This is a genomic window from Vallitalea sediminicola (genome assembly GCF_054408565.1).
This window is the reverse complement of record NZ_BTPT01000044.1, coordinates 36138-58375: the sequence shown is the minus strand read 5'-3', so window position 1 is coordinate 58375 and position 22238 is coordinate 36138. Positions and strand designations below refer to the sequence as shown.

At 30.7% G+C, this 22238-nt stretch carries 13 protein-coding genes; 9 read left to right on the top strand and 4 right to left on the bottom strand.

Translation table 11 applies throughout. The annotated features are described in order from the left end of the window. Window positions 1-684 precede the first annotated feature (684 nt). On the bottom strand, window positions 685-2043 hold the full coding sequence (locus ACX6CF_RS18055; RefSeq protein ID WP_458786761.1) for a tyrosine-type recombinase/integrase: 1359 nt from the start codon (window positions 2041-2043) through the stop codon (window positions 685-687). Window positions 2044-2421: 378 nt separating this feature from the next. Between ACX6CF_RS18055 and ACX6CF_RS18050 the strand changes: the two genes are divergently transcribed. Continuing rightward, the gene (locus tag ACX6CF_RS18050; protein ID WP_458786760.1) at window positions 2422-3843 is read left to right on the top strand and encodes a sulfatase family protein; all 1422 of its coding nucleotides are present in this window, start codon (window positions 2422-2424) and stop codon (window positions 3841-3843) included. 122 nt (window positions 3844-3965) lie between these two features. Here ACX6CF_RS18050 and ACX6CF_RS18045 read toward each other — a convergent pair whose 3' ends face one another. The 3 genes from ACX6CF_RS18045 to ACX6CF_RS18035 all read right to left on the bottom strand — a co-directional run bounded on the left by ACX6CF_RS18045 (window position 3966) and on the right by ACX6CF_RS18035 (window position 6491). Then, window positions 3966-5177 carry a TolB-like translocation protein gene (locus ACX6CF_RS18045; RefSeq protein ID WP_458786759.1) on the bottom strand — a complete coding sequence of 404 codons (1212 nt, stop codon included), beginning with the start codon at window positions 5175-5177 and terminating at the stop codon, window positions 3966-3968. A 186-nt stretch (window positions 5178-5363) separates the two neighbouring features. Next, entirely contained in the window at window positions 5364-5684 is a 321-nt protein-coding gene (locus ACX6CF_RS18040; protein WP_458786758.1) for a helix-turn-helix domain-containing protein, read from the bottom strand. A gap of 165 nt (window positions 5685-5849) precedes the next feature. Further along, window positions 5850-6491, bottom strand: a complete 642-nt coding sequence (locus tag ACX6CF_RS18035; protein WP_458786757.1) for a hypothetical protein — start codon at window positions 6489-6491, stop codon at window positions 5850-5852. A gap of 665 nt (window positions 6492-7156) precedes the next feature. Here ACX6CF_RS18035 and ACX6CF_RS18030 point away from each other — a divergent pair. The 8 genes from ACX6CF_RS18030 (at window position 7157) to ACX6CF_RS17995 (ending at window position 22127) form a co-directional block, all read left to right on the top strand. Then, entirely contained in the window at window positions 7157-10804 is a 3648-nt protein-coding gene (locus ACX6CF_RS18030; protein WP_458786756.1) for a chondroitinase family polysaccharide lyase, read from the top strand. Between the two features lie 269 nt (window positions 10805-11073). Next, window positions 11074-13266: an AraC family transcriptional regulator gene (locus ACX6CF_RS18025; protein WP_458786755.1), complete on the top strand. Its 2193-nt coding sequence runs from the start codon at window positions 11074-11076 to the stop codon at window positions 13264-13266. A gap of 419 nt (window positions 13267-13685) precedes the next feature. Continuing rightward, on the top strand, window positions 13686-14645 hold the full coding sequence (locus ACX6CF_RS18020; RefSeq protein WP_458786754.1) for an ABC transporter permease: 960 nt from the start codon (window positions 13686-13688) through the stop codon (window positions 14643-14645). A gap of 15 nt (window positions 14646-14660) precedes the next feature. Then, window positions 14661-15548: a carbohydrate ABC transporter permease gene (locus ACX6CF_RS18015; protein ID WP_458786753.1), complete on the top strand. Its 888-nt coding sequence runs from the start codon at window positions 14661-14663 to the stop codon at window positions 15546-15548. A 111-nt stretch (window positions 15549-15659) separates the two neighbouring features. Beyond that, window positions 15660-17282 (top strand): extracellular solute-binding protein, encoded by a 1623-nt coding sequence (locus ACX6CF_RS18010; RefSeq protein WP_458786752.1) that lies wholly within the window; start codon window positions 15660-15662, stop codon window positions 17280-17282. A 23-nt stretch (window positions 17283-17305) separates the two neighbouring features. Then, a complete protein-coding gene (locus tag ACX6CF_RS18005) occupies window positions 17306-19561 on the top strand; it encodes a glycosyl hydrolase family 95 catalytic domain-containing protein (protein ID WP_458786751.1) in 2256 nt (751 codons plus the stop codon). A gap of 21 nt (window positions 19562-19582) precedes the next feature. Further along, complete coding sequence (locus tag ACX6CF_RS18000) at window positions 19583-20968, top strand: sulfatase family protein (protein WP_458786750.1); 1386 nt, start codon at window positions 19583-19585, stop codon at window positions 20966-20968. Then, window positions 20961-22127 (top strand): glycoside hydrolase family 88 protein, encoded by a 1167-nt coding sequence (locus tag ACX6CF_RS17995; RefSeq protein ID WP_458786749.1) that lies wholly within the window; start codon window positions 20961-20963, stop codon window positions 22125-22127. The genes ACX6CF_RS18000 and ACX6CF_RS17995 overlap by 8 nt, the downstream gene beginning before the upstream one ends. The last annotated feature ends 111 nt before the right edge of the window (window positions 22128-22238 follow it).

Here is a 22238-nt window from a genome sequence, read left to right as displayed (position 1 = left end):
ACATTATTGTTTTAGATGTCAAAGAATTATAGTAACAGTGTTCTTTCATAAAACAAAAAATGATAGAAGATATGTATGCAACATAAGATAAATTATGTTGTATTCTAGTTATTGGAATGCTTATTTAAACCTTTGAGCACAACATAATTGAGATTGTACTATTAAAAAGTCAGTGCAACATAATTGCTTAGCGTGAGTTTTGTCGGAAATGTTGGCGGTATCCCTATTAGCTCTAAACTTATCTAAATGTCTCATATTATCTCCCCTTAACTAAATTATTATTTGGTAATCAATAAAACTCACAATTATCATAACAAATAAATTGCTATTACACAACTTAAACAGACTATTTTAAATATGAACTTTATATATTGTAATTAATTTACTTTTTTATAAATATCGCCATAAGCGACTTTTAACTGTTCTCTTAACTCCTTATTTTCTTTTTTTACCCTGTTTAATTTGCGTTTTAAAGATTCAATTATTGCATCCTTGTTATTTTCATCCATTTGGTACTTAACATGTGAAGGATTAGCTACTTTTGATTGTTGATGTCGTAATGATTCAATCCTTTCCTTATATCAGGATGATTATATAATGTTTTTTTAAACAAACCCGATATAGTTGCAATACTATTAAAATTTATTTTGTTATTTAATCTAATAAGCTTATTAATTGCCTCATCTACTTATTTGCTCGACCATATATTATGTTCCCTGTTTTAATAGTAGCTGCAATATCTTCATACAGCCTCAATAATTCTTCATTTTCTTTAGCCATTTCATTCCTTCCATGTTTTTTAGCTTGATCAATAAGCGATTTTGTAGAATTTATATGTATTTGGTACTTTTTTATATCTCCTTCAAATGCTCCTATACACAAATCTTTACATGGGTTACCACCATTACAAGTTAGGCAAGGAGGCTGTTTAGCAAAAGAGCATTTACCGTTACTTCGTTGTAAGCATGTTCCGTAGGATGTATCAATTGCATTTAGTTTATGATTAGTCCAAAGCATTTTGAATACATCTTCAGATATTTCTTCTCTTATTTTAAACCCTGTATCTAGACTAAAAACTCCTTGTTTTACTGCATTATCAAAAACTCTTCGTTTCGTATCATCAAGTAATCTGGCATATCTAATTGTCATTTCAGGAGAGGCGTGGGCCAACAATTCTTGAACTGTTAATATATCAGCCCCACCATTAATCATTTTAACAGCATAAGTGTGCCTAAATGAATGATTTTTAAAATGATATAAGTTTCCTAATTCATCAGTAATATTACATTTCCTTGCAAATTCGTTTAATTTTGCTTGAACCCATCCGCTTATATACGGTCTTCCTTTTCTACTACCCTTATATCTGATGAATATAAATTTATCAGGATTGTTATTTGGATTACTGTGTTTCTTAGATTTGTTAATAAGAACTGCAAGAATATCTGCTAATTTATTGTCAATAGGTATTCTATGGTTTTCTATTTTCATTATGGTAATACTAGTTTCTATCCAATATGATAACACTTTTATTCTACGTTGAGGCTCCTTAAGTTTTAGTATATTTTTTCCAACAGGAGTTCCTTTGTTTAAATGGTACAGAAAATCTTTGTATTTTTTCCCTTTACCAGAGTAAGTATATCTCATTAGTTGTTTAAGTATATTATTTTTATTCTCTTCTGTTTTGTATAGATAATCATAAAAATTACCAATCACAGTTATTGCGTGATTTACTGTAGTTTCTGATCTCTTAGCTTTTGCTGGTTGCATACCAGTTACTTTACTATTCCCATAGGGATTTCTTAACCATCCCACAAAATTAGATAGATCATTAATAGTAATCTGTAGGTAGTTCTTATCTATTTCCTGTAGGTATTGAAAATATAACTTTAAATCATAGCAATATGATTTTAAGGTGGTGCTACTTTTAGCTATATTATCTAGATGCTTTAAGTATCTAACTACAGAGACTATAGGTATACCATCATCATCAAGCAAGATATATCTACGCCTATAACCTTCTAATATTATCTCTTGTACTTTCACTTTTTCCTCCCATATCTTATTGTTTATATATTTTTATTCCAAATATATATTGTACATATTCTACTAAATATTTATGCTCCTTTTAATAATTTTCTTACATAAAAATTATAGGGTAAATAGTAATATACGTTACTATTTACCCTATACAAATTATACTATATTTAAATAGTGGAGAGTGACTGGATTTTTTTATCTATAAAATCATTATAATGTCCGTATATGATTCTTACATATGATGTACCAATGAAAAAGTATATGAGTTGTAAATTGATGATTTATTTTTGGGGAATTATTCTATATAATGAATATATGAATTTTATTTCATTATGAAAAATAACAACTATAGAATGCAATAAAGTAATATAAGAGGTGAAGAATATGATGAATATATTAATGATTATTTGTGATCAATTAAGTGCTACAGCACTTAAGGCATATGGCAATGATTATGTTAAGGCACCCAACATTGATAGTTTATCTGATAATGGTGTTATATTTGAGAATGCTTATACATCATGTCCTTTGTGTCAACCTGCAAGGGCATCTTTTTGGAGTTCCAAATATCCACATCAAACAAAAGTGCTTAGTAATTTACCTGATCAAGGGTTTGATAAATTCTCTACAGAGATTGAAACACTGGGAGACCTATTCAGTAAAAATGGTTATGATTGTGTACATATAGGTAAAAGACATGACTATGGAGCGTTAAGAGGTTTTAAAATAACGGATTATGAGCAGATAAAGAGTGAAAGAGAAAATCCTGCTATAACTGTTAACTACGAGACATTTTATGATGAAGATACAACTAGGAAGATGGTTCATTATCTAAAAGAAGAAGCTTCTGATAATCCATTTTTAGCGGTTGCAGATTTGCAAAATCCACATAATATATGTTCATACATTGGTGAAAATGAATTGGGTCATAAGGATTTTGGAATTGGCAAAGTAAAATTGCCTACATTACCAGATAATTATAATTTTGATGATGCGCCAAATCGTCCTGAATTTATACAATATATGTGCTGTGGTCATAGACGTCAGAGCCAAACAATTCATTGGGGAGAAGATGATTTCAAACATTATCTATATGCTTATTATCATTACATAGGTGTTGTGGATAAGCAAATAGGTAAGATATTAAAAGCTCTAGAAGAATCAGGAAAGAAAGATGACACTATGATAGTATTTTTTGCAGATCATGGTGAAGGAATGGCATCTCATCGCTTGGTTACTAAGTACGGTGCTTTCTACGAAGAGACTAATAGGGTTCCTCTTATCTTTGCAGGAAATGGAGTGAAGGGTAATAGAAATATTGACGGATTAGTTTCACTTCTAGATATATACCCAACACTAGCTGACTATGCAGGTATACCAACTTACAAAAAGGAAGAAGGCAGAAGTCATTATAAACAGATTATAGGAGAAAGTGATACTGCAGATAATGAATATGTAAGTGCCCAGTGGTATGATGAATATGATGGTTACATAGTTCCAGGTAGAATGTATCTTGATAAGGATTATAAATATACCGTATATCAAGAGGATAATAGCGAAGAGTTATTTGACATGAAAAATGATAGATTAGAAAATATCAATTTAGCTGTAAAACCAGAATATAAACATATTCTAGAACAATATAGGGAAAAGCTAAAGAATCACATAGAAAAGACTAATGATAACTTCTTCAGTCTTAAGAGTGAATACGATAAAAAATATAGACAGCATAAACCTGGAATGGAAAATCACACTGGTCCTAATGCGGTACTGGATTATTCGGAAAGATTGAAACAGAAAAAATAGGTTGATTTGATAATTATAAAGTAATAGATTGAAAGGTATAGATTAATTATTTGTTAGGTATACAAATATTAACCTATACCTTTTTTATGATTTTTAGTACTAAAAATTTATATATGAATCATTTATTTAGATATATTGAATTTTCGTATTTTATCAAATCTACACCCATCTACTTCTGGTAATGAAGGGTATTCTTTCTCATTTACTAGAAAAAATGTATCATCTGGAGACCACCAAAAAGATAGATTTAATTGGACTTCTTTATATAAACACTTTTTTGATATAATAATGTTTTTATCAATATGTGCTAGATACATACTTTTGTTTCCATGATTTTCATTAATACAATAGAGTATCTTTGTTTTGTCATTAGACAGAGTGTATGAACTGATGTTAGATGTAAACACTATATTTGTAATTTCTTCCGTATCAATATCATATATAAATATTCCTCTATGTTTTTCGTAAGTTCCCGAGAATATTATACTTTTTCCATCATTAATAAAATTAAACTGGCTTATATAATATGAATCGTTTGGACTTTTGTCTATGGTGCAAATTATTTCAGGAAATAAAAGTATTGGGTCGTCTATGTTCAGTGTTTCTGTATCCAAACTATATATACCTATATTATGACGAGCCATTTTTTCATCTTCTTTATCTAGTCCTTCATATATTATATGATCTCCTACAAAATATAATTTATTATTAGAAAAAGGATGGTTACTATTACTATCTACAAAATATGTCCATGTACCATGATTATTATCATAAGTTTTGAGCTTTCCAGTATCCAAATCTAAGATTTTATTAAAATCATCACTTAATACATATCGACCATTGTAATCTGCAAAAATTGCTTTATACCAACCAGTTATAAGATCAGTTTTGTTTTTTTCAATATCATAGATATAGATATTTCGATATTTACTCGTATTACTATTGTTAGTAGAATAAAGTATTTTTTTCCTATCTGTGGATAAGTAGTTAAAATTCAAATTTTTACCCGTACCTATTTCTTTTAATATGTATGTATTAATATTATATAGACAAAAATTATCTTCTGAATCTTCACTATTTTGAATTAGAATCATTAAGTTTTCGTTATCTATAAATCCATAAGTTTTAACGGTATTTTCGGGTAAAGAAATTGTAGTCCCATCTTCAATATCCTTTTTTATTGGGTTTGATTCATCTTTAATATTAGAGACATTTTGACATACATCATTAACTTCAACCTCAGTAGCTTCGTCTTTAGAATCAAAGCCACATGATGTTACAAGTATAGATATTATAATAATAACAGTTAATATTTTAAAATTATAGTTTTTCATTTGGTACCTCCGAACAAATTTTAGAGATATTTATTAATAGCTAGTTGTTACAATAATAGCAATTACTACCAATATTAAATGGACTAAAATACTAGTTGGTTTTGAAGATAGATTTCAAAAAAATAAAATAAATCAACGTGGATAAACAGCTCTGCTGTTAAAACACGTTGATTTATTCTGTCCATCTCATAGGTCTATGATAATTTTAATCATTTCTGATATTGCTTTGATTTTCTTGGAGGAACAATCTTTTAATAATGCATTGATTTCAGGACTTAGATAGTCATCTGATTCTGTATTTATTCCTGTTAATAAATAAGCTGGTGAAATGTTTAATATATTACTCATTTTTACGAGCATTTCTAGATTTATCTTTGCTGTTCCTGTCTCTATTCGACTAATATATTCTGGAGAAACTTTGAGTATTTCTGAAACATTTTCTTGAGTTAGCTTCATTGATTTTCTGCTATCTTTAATTCTCTTACCAATCAGTTTGTAATCTATCATTTTTATCACCCTATTCAATATATCAATAATAACTAATAAGTTTAACGAACTTATAGGTTAACGTTTAACTTATAGGTTATTTATATTATAAAAAATATTATTAACCTTTTGTATTGATATCTTCGCAAAAATAGTTAGTAGAATTAATAAAAATTCAAGATAAGTTTAAAGCTCCATTTTTTGTTGGATTCGTTCTATACCTACATCGCTTAAATCTACTTCCAAATTAAAGCATTTTTTTAGAGCAATTGTTCTTTCGATACAAGCATAACTATACCAAAAACAATTACTATCAGATAGCTGATCGTAAATATCGACCTTTGCATATAGTAATTTAGCTTTTTTATAATATTCTATTGCTTTATCTTTATCTAATAGTAGGTATAAATCACCCATTAATTCTACATTTAACGCATATTCATTAACAAAGCGAGAATTAATATCTGTAAATTCATTTAGTACACTCTGATGTGAATATATAATTGATTGTAGAAGTAATCTATAGTATTCATTTTCAGCATATTTGTAATAATAACAACTTATATTTAGTAGACTAATTGCATAGTAGTTAATAGTTATATAATTATTAAAGAATAAATTATTCATACTCTTATAATGATTACCAATAAGTTCATACATAGACGCTAGATTGCTGTATTCCTCCTTGTTCAATAAGTTTATTCTAGCATCAGCCATGAAATTATCTAATAGAACAGGACAAGCTAAATTGTTTTTTAAGCATAGTTGCGATTCTTTAATCAATGATTCTATATAATCTTTATAAAGATTAGTTGAATTTTTAATCATGAAAATATCCTCTCTTCTACATTAAATATATTATGAATTATATACCCCATCTTATATATTTATAAGATGGGATATTTAAAACTATTTATCTGATTGAGATAATGTTATTGATTTAAATCCAAATAGTTTTTGGTGCTAATTGGCGAGTTTTTAGATTGCTCAATTGCCTTCCTCCTATTATTTTATCAGAAATCAAATATATTTCCAATAATTAAGTAATTCAATAATAATTCTGTATTTAATTACTCATATAATAATTACACCAAAAAATGGATAATTTTCTATATAAAGTTAATAAAATCACTGAAAAGTAATAAAAAATTTGCCCGAAAACAAGAAATAGTAGATAGTTGAAAAATGCACATTTTAAAATATGCATATAAAAAAGTTGATTATAATTAATTATTTGTGATAAAAGCACATAAGTTGTAAATTAATGATTTATTTAATGTTTAATATTATGTATAATCCATGCGTATAGGAATAAATAATGATGCAAATAAACAAAATGCAGGTGGGTTTTTGGATAATCGCTGTAAAATGATGATTATTTTATAGTTGATGATTATTGTTTGTAGTGATTGTCTTGAAAAATATACATTCTGTAACAATATTAACTAAGCAATTGTTACAGATATGTAAAATAACATAGGAGGTATTTAAGAATGAGAACATTTAAAAAAGGGGTACTATTATTACTGATACTTAGTATGTGTATTATGCCGATTAACCAAGTACATGCTACGGATTCAAAGAGTGAGCCTAAATATGAAACTGAAGCAAAAAAACTATATGATTTTGGGTTCATAAAAGGCAGTTCTGAAGTAAATCAGGAGTTGGATTTAGAATCTTCTGTAACAAAAGAAGAAGCAATAATATTAGCATTAAGATTAAGTGACAATGAGCAGGAAGTAGAGAATTTGACAGAGGATGATATAGTAGAGCAATTAGGTAAATACACAGATGGTAATCATGTGTCACAGTGGGCAAAAGAATACGTTGCATATGCTATCAAAAAAGAAATTATAATTGGAAAGAAGATTGAACCTCAGAAAAATATTGATGGCGAGAGCTTCGCAATGATGCTATTAAAACTTTTAGGGTATGAAGAAAACGAAGATACTAAATTGCTGGAATTATTAGTAGGAGAAAAGAATGGTTGGACAACAGAACAGATTGAAGAGTTCGATAAACCATTAACTAGAGATGATATAGCTGGAATGATGTACAAATCATTGAATCTAAGAAATGCCAGTGGTACTTCTATTATTACTAACGTTATAGAAAGAAAAGCTAAAGAAATAGATACCAAGCTATACACATTTGAATCAGGAATACCAGATGACTTGAAATCAGATAATGAATCAGAGATTTCACTAAGCGAAAAACATTTCAAGGGTGGTTATAGATCACTGGAGTGGAATTATTCCAAAGATTCTAGTTTGGTATTATCAACACCTATAGGTTTTGAATTGTTTGATGAGAATTCTGGTTCCAATAAATTAGATACATTTGCTTTTTGGGTATACAATGAAAAGCCGGTAGATGATAAGTTAACAGTGGAGTTTGGAAGAGGAGATGAGGTTGATTGTTACTTCACATTTAATCTTGATTTCACTGGATGGCGTACTGCATGGGTATCTTACGAGAGAGATATGCAGGGCGAACCACGTGAAGACATGGATACAATGAGAATTAAAGCTCCTTCTAATGTAGAATCAGGAACACTATATTTTGACCAAATCGTATTAGCTAATCCTGTAGATTCAAGACATCAAAATAGAGATTTTCAAGTGCCTTTTGTAAATATAGAAGCTGATAACATGGCTAACAAACATTGGGTATCTCTATGCAAATTTTATAACTTGAAAAGTAAAGAAAAACTACAAGAAAAAGTTACTACTGAAGACATTGAAGGTTTTAACCTGATATCACAAAGATTATATGATAATCTATTCATCAAAAAGAATATTGATGAAAAAGCTATGGATGCCATTAGAGAAAAATTCTCTACTTATAACATAGTCAGAAATGAAGGTACAATAACTGGTAATTCAGTAGACCTGCCATTTGTAAAACAAATCTATCCGCAGGAGATCATGGATGCAGTATATATTGATTTAAGACATACCAATGTAAGAAAGCAATATACAGATATAATGTATAACGTTGCCAATATGTATCATTCCACTGATAATGCTGAGTATAAAAAAGAATTGAATCAAATCTTCATTGATATGACGGAACATATGTTGGATCAAGGATGGGAAGCAGGAAGTATACTTGGAACAGTACACCACATAGGCTACAATGTGAGAGGATTCTATAATTCTGTTTTTCTTATGAGAGAACAGTTAAAAGAGGCAGGATTATTAGATAGAGTACAAAAATCTATTTACTGGTTCACTGGAATGGGAAGAATATTTGACTACGAAGATAAAGAACCAGGTAATGTAGACATATTGAATACTACAATACAAGGTATGTTAATCAGCATATTGATAGAGGAAAATACTACTGATAAAGTAAGAGATTTTGAAGGATTCTCCGATTGGATGAATAGATGCATGATAACTACACCTGGTCTAAGCGGTGGATTCAAGGAAGATGGATCGGGATTCCATCATAGAAATGGATATCCAGGTTATGCTAATCCTGCTTTTAATGGATTGACTCCAGTTGTGTATTACATGAGTGGAACTAAGTACCGATTAGAAGAACAAGCTCATGAACTACTTAAAAAAGTAATAATGGTAACAAGGCTCTACACTAACAAATATCAATGGTTAGTAAGTCTTTCGGGACGTGGTGTTGATGGAACCTCAAAAATAACAGATAAATGCTTTGGATTCTTAGCTTTAGCAGGTACACCAGACGGTAAAGAAGAAATAGATTCAGAAGCCGCAGCTGCATACTTACGATTAACTAATATTAAGAAGCCAAGTAAAACAGCAAAAATACTCCTTGATAAAGGATATACTCCAGAGAATAATCCTATTGGTAACTGGACTATGAACTATTCTAATCTTGGATTACATAGAAGAGATGACTGGTTGGCAGGGGTTAGAGGTCATAGCAAATATCTTTGGGGTAATGAAACATATACCAATTCCAATCTGTATGGACGATACATTGCTTATGGACAAGTGCAGATTATGAGTCAAGGTGACCCAATAAACAACAAGGATAGTGGTTATAATCCTAATGGTTACAATTGGAACCGTTGGCCTGGAACAACTACAATTCAATTGCCAATTGATGAGCTGAAATCAGATGTTCGTAATCTTGATGAATTTTCAGGATTTGAGGAAATGTTAATCTCTGATGAATCATATTCAGGAGCGCTTAATATTGAAGGGGAAAATGGTATGTTCGCTATGAAACTTCATGAACACCCTAAATATGATGAATCTCATAGAGCGAGAAAATCTGTATTTTTCTTTGATGACAGAATAATATTATTAGGTTCAGATATAGAGAATGATAATGAAAAATATGAAACACAAACAACAATATTCCAGAATTATCTAGCCAATAAAGATATGACTGTATGGGTTAACAGTAAAGAGAGTGTCAAAGAATTCCCTTACGAACAAGAGTTACAGTTAGATAAAGACTTTTGGGTAATGGACAATAACAGTAACGGATATTATATTCCAAAAGGTTATAATGTTGAAATAACTCGTTCAACTCAAGATTCTAAGAATCACAAGAATGGAAAAGATACAAAAGGAGATTTTGCAACTGCTGTCATAGATCATGGGAAAGCACCTAAGAACCAAGAATATGAATATGCAATTCTTGTAAAAACAGATGTAGAAGGTATAAGTGACTTCACTGAACAAATGGTCAATGTAGAAACTGCTTTATATAAAGTATTACAAAAAGATAGAAATGCTCATATAGTAAAAGATAGATTGACTAATACAACTGGTTATGCAATATTTGAAGCAAATGATAATATAGACAAAGGGATTGTAAAAGGGGTAGATACTCCAACAATGATTATGACTAAAAAAACAGAAAATGATATGGTTCTTAGTATTGTTGATCCTGATTTACGACTATACGAAGGAATAGATACTACTCAATATGATGAAGATGGCAATAGAAAAGAAGTTAGTATATATTCAAGAGAGTGGTGCAAAAATGAAAGTAAACCATCAACTGTAAAATTAACAATTGTTGGGGAATGGAATCTGAAAAATGTAAATGAAAACTGTAAAATAATAAGTAAAGACTCATCCAAGACTCAGTTGGAATTTATCTGTAAAGATGCCAAACCTATAGAAATAAAACTTAGTAAGAATTAAATGAGGAATACAGAAATATTATGAAAAACCTATAAAAATAAAGAGGTTTTCTTAACAAGTTGGGACTTATAATGAATAGTTATAACTCCTTTCTTGTTTTTTTTGTGCATTAATGTTATTATTATACTTGCATTATGAAGCGATTTATATATAATAGATAAAAATGGCAATAATAGGCCTTTTTTTATTACTATAAAAGATCCATCATTTTTTAAATAAGCTAAATAATTGATGATATGACATATATATTAAAGGATGTGGGAAGGATTATGGTACGTGGCAAATACAAGAAAAAATTGAATACAGTATTTTTACTTGTGTTTACGTTAATCATTGCAAGTTTCATGAGTATTTTTGTGAAAATAGTTATTGACCAGAGGTCTAAAGAATACGAAACTACCATTATCAATACTATTAAGACGACTCTTAACAATAGTCAGATAAAACTAGAAGTCATTAATAGTACATTAGATTTGGTAATGGAGAGTGATGAAGCCAAGAACTGGTCAGAAAGCGATAACAATGAGATGTTTTACTTGGGACTATTAAAAGTTCAACAAAAAATCAGGAAATCATCTTCCAAAGTTAATAATGTTAATTTTCAAATCTCAGCAACTTTCTTAGACGAAGATTCATTAGTTATTACACCAGTTTCCAGTGAAGCAAAAGAATATTATTTTGAAAAGAATCTTGGTTTAACCAAAGATAAAGTACGGGAGATCTACGATCATTTTCAAAATAAATCTAGTTATATGGCTTTCACTATCAAGAATAGAGATGGTTCTTCACAGATATGTTACATCACCAAGAAAGCATATAGAAAAAGAGATATATTATACTTAACAACTATAAATTACAATTCATTTGTTGAGGAAAACCTAGAGCAAGATTGGTATTTATGTAATAACAGCGGTATATTTGCGATGAAAGAAGATGCAAGAATTCCATCCAATGAAATTTTTGAGGCATTCCAAAATAGTGATTTAGCCTCTAACAAATTTATCTACAAGGATTACAATGTTTTTAAACAGTCATTTTATAATATCGATTGGATATTATTGTATTCATATAAAGATAAGAATGTTGATACAGCAGTGATTTTTATATACTTTATGATTCCATTTATATTACTTACGTTATTATCAATATTTCTATCAAGAGTTATCACCAACAAATTATATCGTCCAATAAAGGAAGTATTAGATGATTTCTTCTCTGATGATAATTATCAGAAGGATGTAGATGAATTCAAGATACTTAAACAAAATTCCAATATGATAAAAACGCTTAACCAACAGCTGAAAGTGGCTATTAGTGAGAGAAATAACCTTATAGTACAGAGATTGAACAGGGATCTGTTATTTGGTATTAATATTAATAAATCTATATACAAAGACCATCTAATAGGAGATGATAACTATTGTGTAGCTGTATTAGAATTCCTTAACAATCCTTACGAAGATGTAGATGACAATATTTTCTTATATAAAAATGAAATTCTTGCATACACACAAGATATCAACAAGCTTAGGTATGCCAATATCAATTACTACACATGTGCTATTATAATACAATGTGATAAAGTTAAAGATGCTATTGCTATGGTGCATACACTTCTAGAGACTGTTGAGATAGATTATGATTATGATATCAGAGTAGCGATAAGTAATGTAGCATATGGAACTAAAATGATTAAAGAGTGTTTTGAAGAAAGTAAAAAAATATTAGAATATAAATTTTTATATAATCAAAGAACCATACTGACGATGAAACAGATCAAAGAAGATTTAGACCGTAATACCTATTATTATCCTCTAGTAATAGAGAATAAACTCATTCATAGCGTACTTAATGGGGATATAAAGGCGGTAGAAATATTCAATGAATTGATTAATGAAAATAGTGCAGGTGATAAGTTATCACCAAAAGCATTTAAGAATTTGATATTTGCTATTATAGGTACAATTAGTAGAATAGTACAGGAGCTTAAAATTGATCCTCGTAAATTCCTAACGGATAATGATGATTTTTCCACTCTTTCTGATCAATGGAGCAGAAAAGATATCATACCAAGGTTAAGAAAGATATTAGAAGATATCTTACTGTATGTAAATAACAATAAAAAAGATAGTGAGAATTCTATTGCAGAAGAGATGCTCACGTATATACATGAACATTATTGGGAAGATATCATGTTAGTGGATATGGCTAAAAAAATGAATGTATCAGAAAAATATTGCGGCATTCTATTTAAAAAGGCTGTAGGGGATAATTATAAAAATTACTTGAATAACTACAGGATAGAAAAGGCAAAGGAGATTATGTACAGTAATACTAAAATAAAGGTTTCAACATTAGGTAAACAAGTAGGTTTCAACAGTTCTAATACTTTTATACGAGTATTCACTAAGTATACAGGGATGACACCAAAAGCTTTTGCCGAGCAGACTAAACACTTATAAGTAAAAAATAATAGTGAAGAGATATAGTAGATTGCAATCCTTGATGAAAAATGGATATAAAATCAATTATATCTCAATTTTTTTTGTCTATTTTTTTGGAGTTGGATAAATCACCATAATAAAGTATTGATAGAATTTTACATGTTGAAATGTGTGATTTTCTATTTTTTATTACTAAAATCATTAAAAAGCAATAGAAAAATGGTGAAAAAGTGGCAAAATGCATATAGTTGAAAAATGTACATGAAAAAACTATTGATATAATCAGTCCTAAAAACAATGTCTCTTTGTACAAAAAGTAAATGAGTTGTAAATTGATGATTTATTTTTTGTTCAAAACTATGTATAATTCGTTCATAAACAACTTTTGATTGTACAAAACAAACAATTGAGAAAGGAAAAGAAAAGGAGACAATAATATGAGCAAAACAAGTAAGGCATTACCCATGCATAATAAAGGATATGTCAAAGGCAAAAGAAAATTCACTAAACGATTTAGAAGAGATTGGGATTTGCTTCTTTTATTATTGCCAGGTTTGATATGGTATATTATGTTTGCTTACAAACCTATGATAGGACTTAGAACAGCATTTTATGATTACAATATATTTAAAGGCTTTTCAGGTAGTACATTTGTAGGTTTAGATAATTTCATTCAATTTATACAAGGTGCTGATTTCGCTAGAACGGTAACAAATACCTTGATGATTGCTTTTTGGCAGTTGGTTATTTGTTTCCCTATACCTATTATATTAGCTATAGCGGTTACCGAAATGAAGAACAAATTTGTAAGTAAGTTAACTCAAACAGCTACATTCCTACCATATTTCATTTCAATAGTAGTAGTTTGTGGTATGACAATTAACTTTCTTTCACCAAGTACAGGAGTTATTAATTTCATATTAGAGAAATTAGGATTCGACTCAGTTTATTTTATGGTGAAACCTGAGTATTTCAGAGGAATATATACTACTATGACACTATGGAAGACCGCTGGTTTTAGTGCTATCGTTTATATCGCAGCTATTATGGGTATTGACGGCCAGCTTTATGAAGCTGCAAGAGTTGACGGTGCAGGAAAATGGAAACAGATTAGGCACGTAACCATACCAGGGATTTTACCTATTGTTGTTGTAATGCTTGTACTGAATATAGGTAAAATGGTTAAAGTAGGATATGAAGCGATTTTACTTCTTTACAAACCAACAACTTATAGCACTGGTGATGTAATTGCAACTTATGTATATAGAACTGGTATAACAAATGGAAATTACGGACTAGCTACTGCAGCTGGGCTTTTTGAAGCATTTGTTGCACTAATATTGGTAGTTCTTGCAAATAAAATAAGTAAACGTCTTTCAGAGACATCACTATGGTAAGAAAGGAGATAAATCATGACGAAATCAGATAAACTAGTTTCTAGAAATGAAAATGTATTCAATGTTGTAATGACGGTAGTAGGAATAATAGTATCAATCATTGCACTTTATCCTATATTTTATGTTTTAATAGCTTCATTTAGTAAACCTATATTTGTTGAAAATGGAGATGTAATGTTTTGGTTCAAAGGCTTCAATCTTGAAAGTTATAAACAAGCTTTCATGAAAGATGGTATTTGGATAGCATATGGAAATACTATATTTTATACAGTAGCTGGTGTTTTTGTTAATATGTTTTTTACAACAACAATGGCTTATGCGCTATCAAGAGAAAGATTGATATTTAGAAAGTTTTTTACACTAATGGCAATATTCACTATGTGGTTCAATGCAGGAATGATTCCATTATATATGACTTTCAAAGACTTCAATCTATTAGATACAAGAACAGCAATAATAGTTGGATTCGCTATTAACACGTATAATCTTGTAATCATGAAAAGTTTCTTTGAACAAATACCAAAATCACTTGAAGAAGCAGCTTTTATTGATGGTGCCAACAACCTAAAGATATTCTCAAGAATATTCTTGCCACTTTCAAAACCTGCACTTGCAACAGTAGGCATGTTCTATGCAGTAACAAGATGGAATGGTTATTTCTGGGCTATGAACTTACTTCAAGATGATAATAAAGTACCTTTACAAGTATTATTGAAGAAACTGATTGTAGATAAAGTAGCTAATGAGACAGAGGCTGCAATTGTAACTCCGAATTCATTATTTTCTCCAACGACAGTTATTTATGCAATTATAATCATTGCAATAATACCTATGATGATTGCTTATCCTTTTGTACAAAAGTATTTTAAGAAGGGTGCTACAGTTGGAGCGGTTAAAGGCTAATTTTTACATAACGATTTTTCCACAGATAATGGTATTATTAATTATATAACTTATTAAGATATCAGCTGTGAAAAAATAAATTTGAAAACTAAAAGAAAAGGAGTAAGGATTATGAAAACAAAAAAGATATTAGCACTTTTGTTAACATTAACTTTAGTGGGGACATTATTTATTGGTTGTGGTAAAAAAGATGATAATGAAAAGGATAAAGATACACAGACAAAAGCAAAAACAACATCTGATAAAACAGAGAAAGAAGAACTAGAAGGTAGCTTAATCAGTTCTGAACCACAGACATTTTCAGTATTCTTAAACTTTAATAATATGCCTTTTAATCCTGAATGGCGTGTTTGGCAAGAGATTGCAGAGAGAACAAATATTTCTCTTGAAGGTGTAATTTCACAATCTAATTCCAATGAAGAAGAAGCTTTCAATTTAATGCTCTCCTCTGGAAAACTTGCTGACATTATTGGATTCAAGAATCCAGCTGAATTAGAGAAGTTAGGTCGTGATGGTGGCTTAATTCCACTTAATGATTTAATCAAAGAACATGCACCAAATATTCAAAAGATACTTGATAATGATGCAAAATTCAGACAAGGTGCAACTGCTCTTGATGGAAATATATATTATATACCCAAAAATCAAACTTTAGTTTCTGCTGAATTCTGGTGGGTTCGTCAGGATTGGTTAGATAAATTAGATCTAAAAGTTCCAACAACAGTAGATGAATTATACACTGTACTTACAGCTTTCAGAAATGATGACCCTAATGGAAATAATGAAAAAGATGAAATACCTCTATTTGATAGAGCTGGGTGGAAAATGCCAGATGAATATTTATACTTATGGGATACAAGTACTGAATTCTATCCTCGTGATGGAAAAATGACTTTTGAACCACTGGAAGAAAACTTTAAAACAGGTGTTACTAATCTTGTAAAGTGGTATAAAGAAGGATTAATCGATCCAGAGATATTGACTCGTGGTGCAAAATCCAGAGATATTTTATACAGTGCAAATATTGGTGGTATGACTCATGACTGGCCAAGTACAGGAAACTATAATAGAAGCCTTGCAGAAGATATACCAGGATTCAACAATGTAAGTATTGCACCACCGGCAAACCAAAATGGCGAAGTTATTGAAAGAACAACTAGATATCCAGGAGTGGGTTGGGGAATTTCTTCTCAATGTAAAGATCCTGTAACGCTTATGAAATTCTTTGATTTCATGTTTACAGAAGAAGGTTCAACTCTTATGAACTGGGGTATTGAAGGTGAAACATATACTGTTAATACTGATGGAACAAAAGCTTATACTGATACAGTACTTAATAACGAACAAACACCTTTGGGATACTTACGTTCATTAGGTATTCAATACCGTATTGGTATGTTGCAAGATGCTGAATATGAATATGCATTCATGACACCAGAAGCTAGTGCGGCTGCAAAATTATATAACAGTAACACTCAATGGTTCTTGAAAGACATGCCTCCATATCTTGATGGTGAGCTAGGATTAAAATATTCTTCAGAAGATGAAGCTGAATATAAAAAAATCATGTCAGAAGTTAGACCTTATGTAGATGAAATGTTCCAAAAATGGTTATTAGGAGCTTCAGATTTCGAAAAGGATTATGATGGATTCATCAAAGAATTAAATAAAAGAGGAATCGAAAGAGCTATTGAAATTAACCAAAAAGCATATGATACTTTCTTAGGAAAATAATATATTAAGGATGGAAAATTAAAATGAAGCTTAGGTATAATAACTTTTCAAAAGACTGGAAAGAGGGATTACTTATTGGAAATGGTAGACTTAATGGTATCCTATGGGGAGATAAGAATAAAGACATTCTCAGCCTTAATCATGAACGTCTATGGACTGGTAAGTATGGAGATAGAAAGAGCAGAACTTCATATGAATACTTACCTGAAGTAAGAGAACTTCTAAAAGAAAAAGATTACTTTAGAGGAACAGCCTTAGCTTCCTTGGCATTTGGTGGTGATGGGGGAATTTCCCCCTATCCACGCCAAGAAGATTCATATAAGCCTGCTGGGGAATTAGTATTTACATATGATGAAGAACAAGAGAATCTTGTAGAGAGAATACTTGATCTACATAGTGGAACAGCAACAGTAGTAAGAAAAGATATGATGACAGAAGTTTTTGCAGACTGTGTAACAGAAATTATGGTTGCCTCATGGGAGAGTAGAAATGAGTTCAGTGGTACTCTTTATTATGAAAGACAAGAAGACGGTGCCATAGAAGATATAATAATAGATAGAAAGCATATAATTTATAGTTGTAAAATAGATTCAGTAAGTAGTTTTAAAGTTATTGTAAAAGTAGATACAGATGGTATCTTAGAATATGGTAAAAAAGAAATGTATATCAGGAATGCTACCTATATAAAAACATTCACTAATATAGGAGTATCATTTAATGATATTGAAAAAGAACTTGGTAGTTATTCTTTTCCAGTAGAAGATATAGATAAGTTGAAAGAAAGACATAGACAAAAGTTCTTAGTAGCAATGAGTAAAACTGATATTAGTATAACTGATAACAAAACAGATGATTTATCTGATTTATATATAAATGAAAGAATTGAAAGAGTTAGAAAAGGAAATAAAGACGTTAATTTGATAGAGATATATGCAAAATTCGGTATATATTTATTGGTATCAGGTTCAATCTGTGGAGAACTACCATTGAATCTACAAGGAAAATGGAACTGTGATATAGTACCTCCTTGGTTTAGTGATTATCATTTTAACATTAATATACAGATGAACTACTGGTTCACAGAGCAATTAGGTTATCCAGAGTATTCAGAGCAATTATTTGATTACGTCAATAAATTTGCAGAAAGCGGTAGAGGAACAGCTAAATCATTATATGGTTGTAAGGGTACGGTGTTATCACTTAATGGAGACCATTGGGCAGTGTCAACACCAGAGGCTTATAATTATGCCGCATGGATTGGCGGAGCTGCTTGGATGGGACAACATTATTGGTGGCATTACCAATATAATGGAGATAAGACTTTCCTTAGGGAGGTAGCTTATCCTTTGTTTAAATCAACTGTAGACTTTTATATGGATTATATTGAAGTTGATGATAGTGATATAGCTCAGATAATGCCAAGTCAATCTCCAGAAAATCGTTTTGAAGGTACAGGTTATTTTCCAGTAAGTATGTGCATATCATCAGCTATGGATGTACAATTAGCCTATGATGCTTTTACTTATGCAATAGATACTTCAAAATTATTAGAAATTGATCAAGAAGAGTGTACTGAATGGGAACAAATACGAGATAGATTACCTGACTTCAAAGTTGGAGAAGATGGACGGTTGCTAGAATGGGATAATGAAGATAAGATTGAAGTTGAAAAAGGGCATCGTCATTATTCTCATTTATATGGTGTATTTCCATCAACTTTATTCAATTCCATTAATAGAACCGAGCAATTTGAGGCAGGTAGAAAATCATTAGAATATAGATTAGCCCAGAATGGAGGAGGTACTGGCTGGAGTAGGGCATGGGCAGCATGTTTATTTGCACGTCTACAAGATGGTGAAGAAGCTAACCATCAATTAAGCTATTTACTCACAGAACTGTCATCCTCTGCATTGCTTGATTTACACCCTAGACCTCCTAGATGTACAGTGAGGAATGATGATACTGAATTCGTTTTTCAGATTGATGGAAATCTTGGAGCAACGAGAGCGGTGCTTGAATGTATTATTCAATATTACGAAGGGAAGATATTCTTATTGCCTGCGCTTCCGACTTCATGGGAAAAGGGAAGTATAACAGGTATAAAGACAGTAGGTGGGCATAAGATAGACCTTACTTATGAAAAGGGTAAGATAACATCATTAGGGATTGAAATGGGATTTGAAGAAAAGATAATAATTGACAATAGTAATGGACTTTTAGACGGAGAAAAAGATATTGTTTTACAAGGTGAAAAAGGAAAAGTCTATAAGTTGGTGTAAGTTTTTTGGAAGGAGATTCATATGGCTAAGAAAAATTTATTATATATTTTCGCAGACCAATGGCGAAAGATAGCAGTAGGAATAGAAGGACAAGATGAGATAATAACCCCTAACATGGATAGATTCGCAACAGAGAGTAAAGTATTTGATAATGCTATTAGTACATATCCACTTTGCTCACCTCATAGAGCTGCACTGATGACAGGGAAATATCCTTATAGCTGTGGCATGTGGACAAATTGTAAAATAGGATTAGATGAAACAGTAATGTTAAAACCACAAGAAGAAACCATAGGAAAAACTCTTAAAAGAAATGGATATGAAACGGCTTATATAGGTAAATGGCATTTAGATGCAAGTGAATTGAACTTTGATAATAATCCTGAATCTGGTGCTATTAATTGGGATGCTTATACACCTGAAGGAGAAAGACGGCAAGGATTTGACTATTGGTTCTCATATGGAGCTATGGACAAACATTTAAATCCACATTATTGGAAAAACACACCCATAAAGATTGAGCCAGGGAAATGGTCGCCAGAAGTAGAGACAGATGTAGCACTTGATTATCTTGAGAATAGGGATAAGAGCAAACCATTCTGTATGTTTGTTTCATGGAATCCACCTCATCCTCCTTACGATAAAGTACCTGAGAAATATGTAGATATGTATGATGATATTCCTCTTAGAGTAAATGTACCAGAAGAAATGAGAGAAGATAAAGAATATCTGAGAACTATCAAAGAATATTTTGCAGCTGTTACAGGGCTTGATGAAAACTTCAAAAGGATACTTGATTATCTAAAAGAAAACAAATTGGAAGAAGATACTATCGTAGTATTATCAGCAGATCATGGAGACATGATGGGTTCACAAGGAATATATGGCAAAAATATATGGTATGAAGAATCAATAAATATCCCTTTCATGATTAGAGGAAAGGATATAGAAGCTGGAAGGACGGATTGTCTATTCTCAAGTATTGACCATATGCCGACTCTACTTGATTTATTAGAGGTTGATATTCCAGATACAGTACAAGGGCAAAGCTTTAGAGATATTATAGAAGATAAAAAGATGGACGAACCAGACTCAGTATTTTTATCAATGATTCCAGGAATGCCTGAACTTATTGAACCTTATAGAAAAAGGGGATTAAATAATAAGTCTTTCGGATGGAGAGGAATCAGGACTAAAAAATGTACCTATGTTATTGACAATGGCACTCATCCAGATGAAAAACAAAAAAGGTATCTATATGATAATGAAAAGGATCCTTATCAATTGAATCCAGTAATATTGAGTTCAGACGATGAACAATGTAAGAAGTATGATGAATGTTTAGAAGATTATTTGCAAGAAATCAAGGACCCATTCTTAATGAAAGGATTAGATAATAATGGTTGATATATCCAAGTACAAAAAGCCAACAGATGCAGAAATAGAGCAAGCATCCGATAATGCCGTAGCACAAGTAGAAGCAGACTTAGCAGATTTTACGTATAAATTCAAGATAAATGGAACTACAGATAACTTTTATGAACCTAATGATAATATCTCATGGACATCAGGGTTTTGGACAGGACAGATCTGGATGGCATATGAAATGTCAGGTGATGAAAAATATAAAAAAGCGGCAGAAATTCAAGTAGACAGTTTCCTTCATAGGATAGAGAATAAAATTGAAACCAACAATCATGATATGGGATTTTTATATAGTCTATCATGTGTAGCGGCTTATAAATTATCAGGTAATGAGAATGCAAAGAAAGCGGCTATATTAGCAGCAGATAATCTTATTTCACGTTATAGAGAAGATGGGAAATTCATACAAGCTTGGGGTAACGTTGGAGCAGATGATAATTATCGTTTGATTATTGATTGCCTTCTCAATCTACCATTATTATATTGGGCAAGTGATGTAACTAGTGATGATAAGTATGCTAAGATTGCCAAACAACATATAGATACATCACTAAAGGTTATTATGCGTAATGATTGTTCTACATATCACACATTTTATTTTGAACAGGGAACGGGGAAGCCACTATATGGTGAAACAAGACAAGGCTACAGTAATGATTCATCATGGTCAAGAGGTCAGGCTTGGGGTGTATATGGAACAGCGTTAAGTTATATGTATACTAGTAATCCAGAGTATATTGAAAAATTCTATAAGATAACAGACTTTTTCATTGAGAATTTACCAGAGGACTTAGTACCTTATTGGGATTTCAAGTTCAATGATGGAAGTGAGGAACCAAAAGATAGTTCAGCTGCTGCAATAGCTGTATGTGGTATGCTAGAAATGTCAAAATACCTTGATGAAGAAAAATCTAGGTACTACAAAGATATAGCGCTTAAGATACTAAAATCTCTGATTGATAATTATGCAGTTAATGATCCCAAGATTTCCAATGGTCAATTATTACATGGTGTGTATGCAAGAAAATCACCTTATAATCCATGTAGGAATAGAAATGTTGATGAATGTAATACATGGGGCGATTATTATTACATGGAAGCACTTATAAGATTAACTAGAGATTGGAAATTATATTGGTAGTAAAATGCTGAAAAGAGTAGGCTTAAAATAGCCAATATCATTTAGTACCAAAAAAGCATCTAAGACCCAAAAGTGGTTGCTAAAAAAAGAAAAAAGGCATTGCTGCCTTTT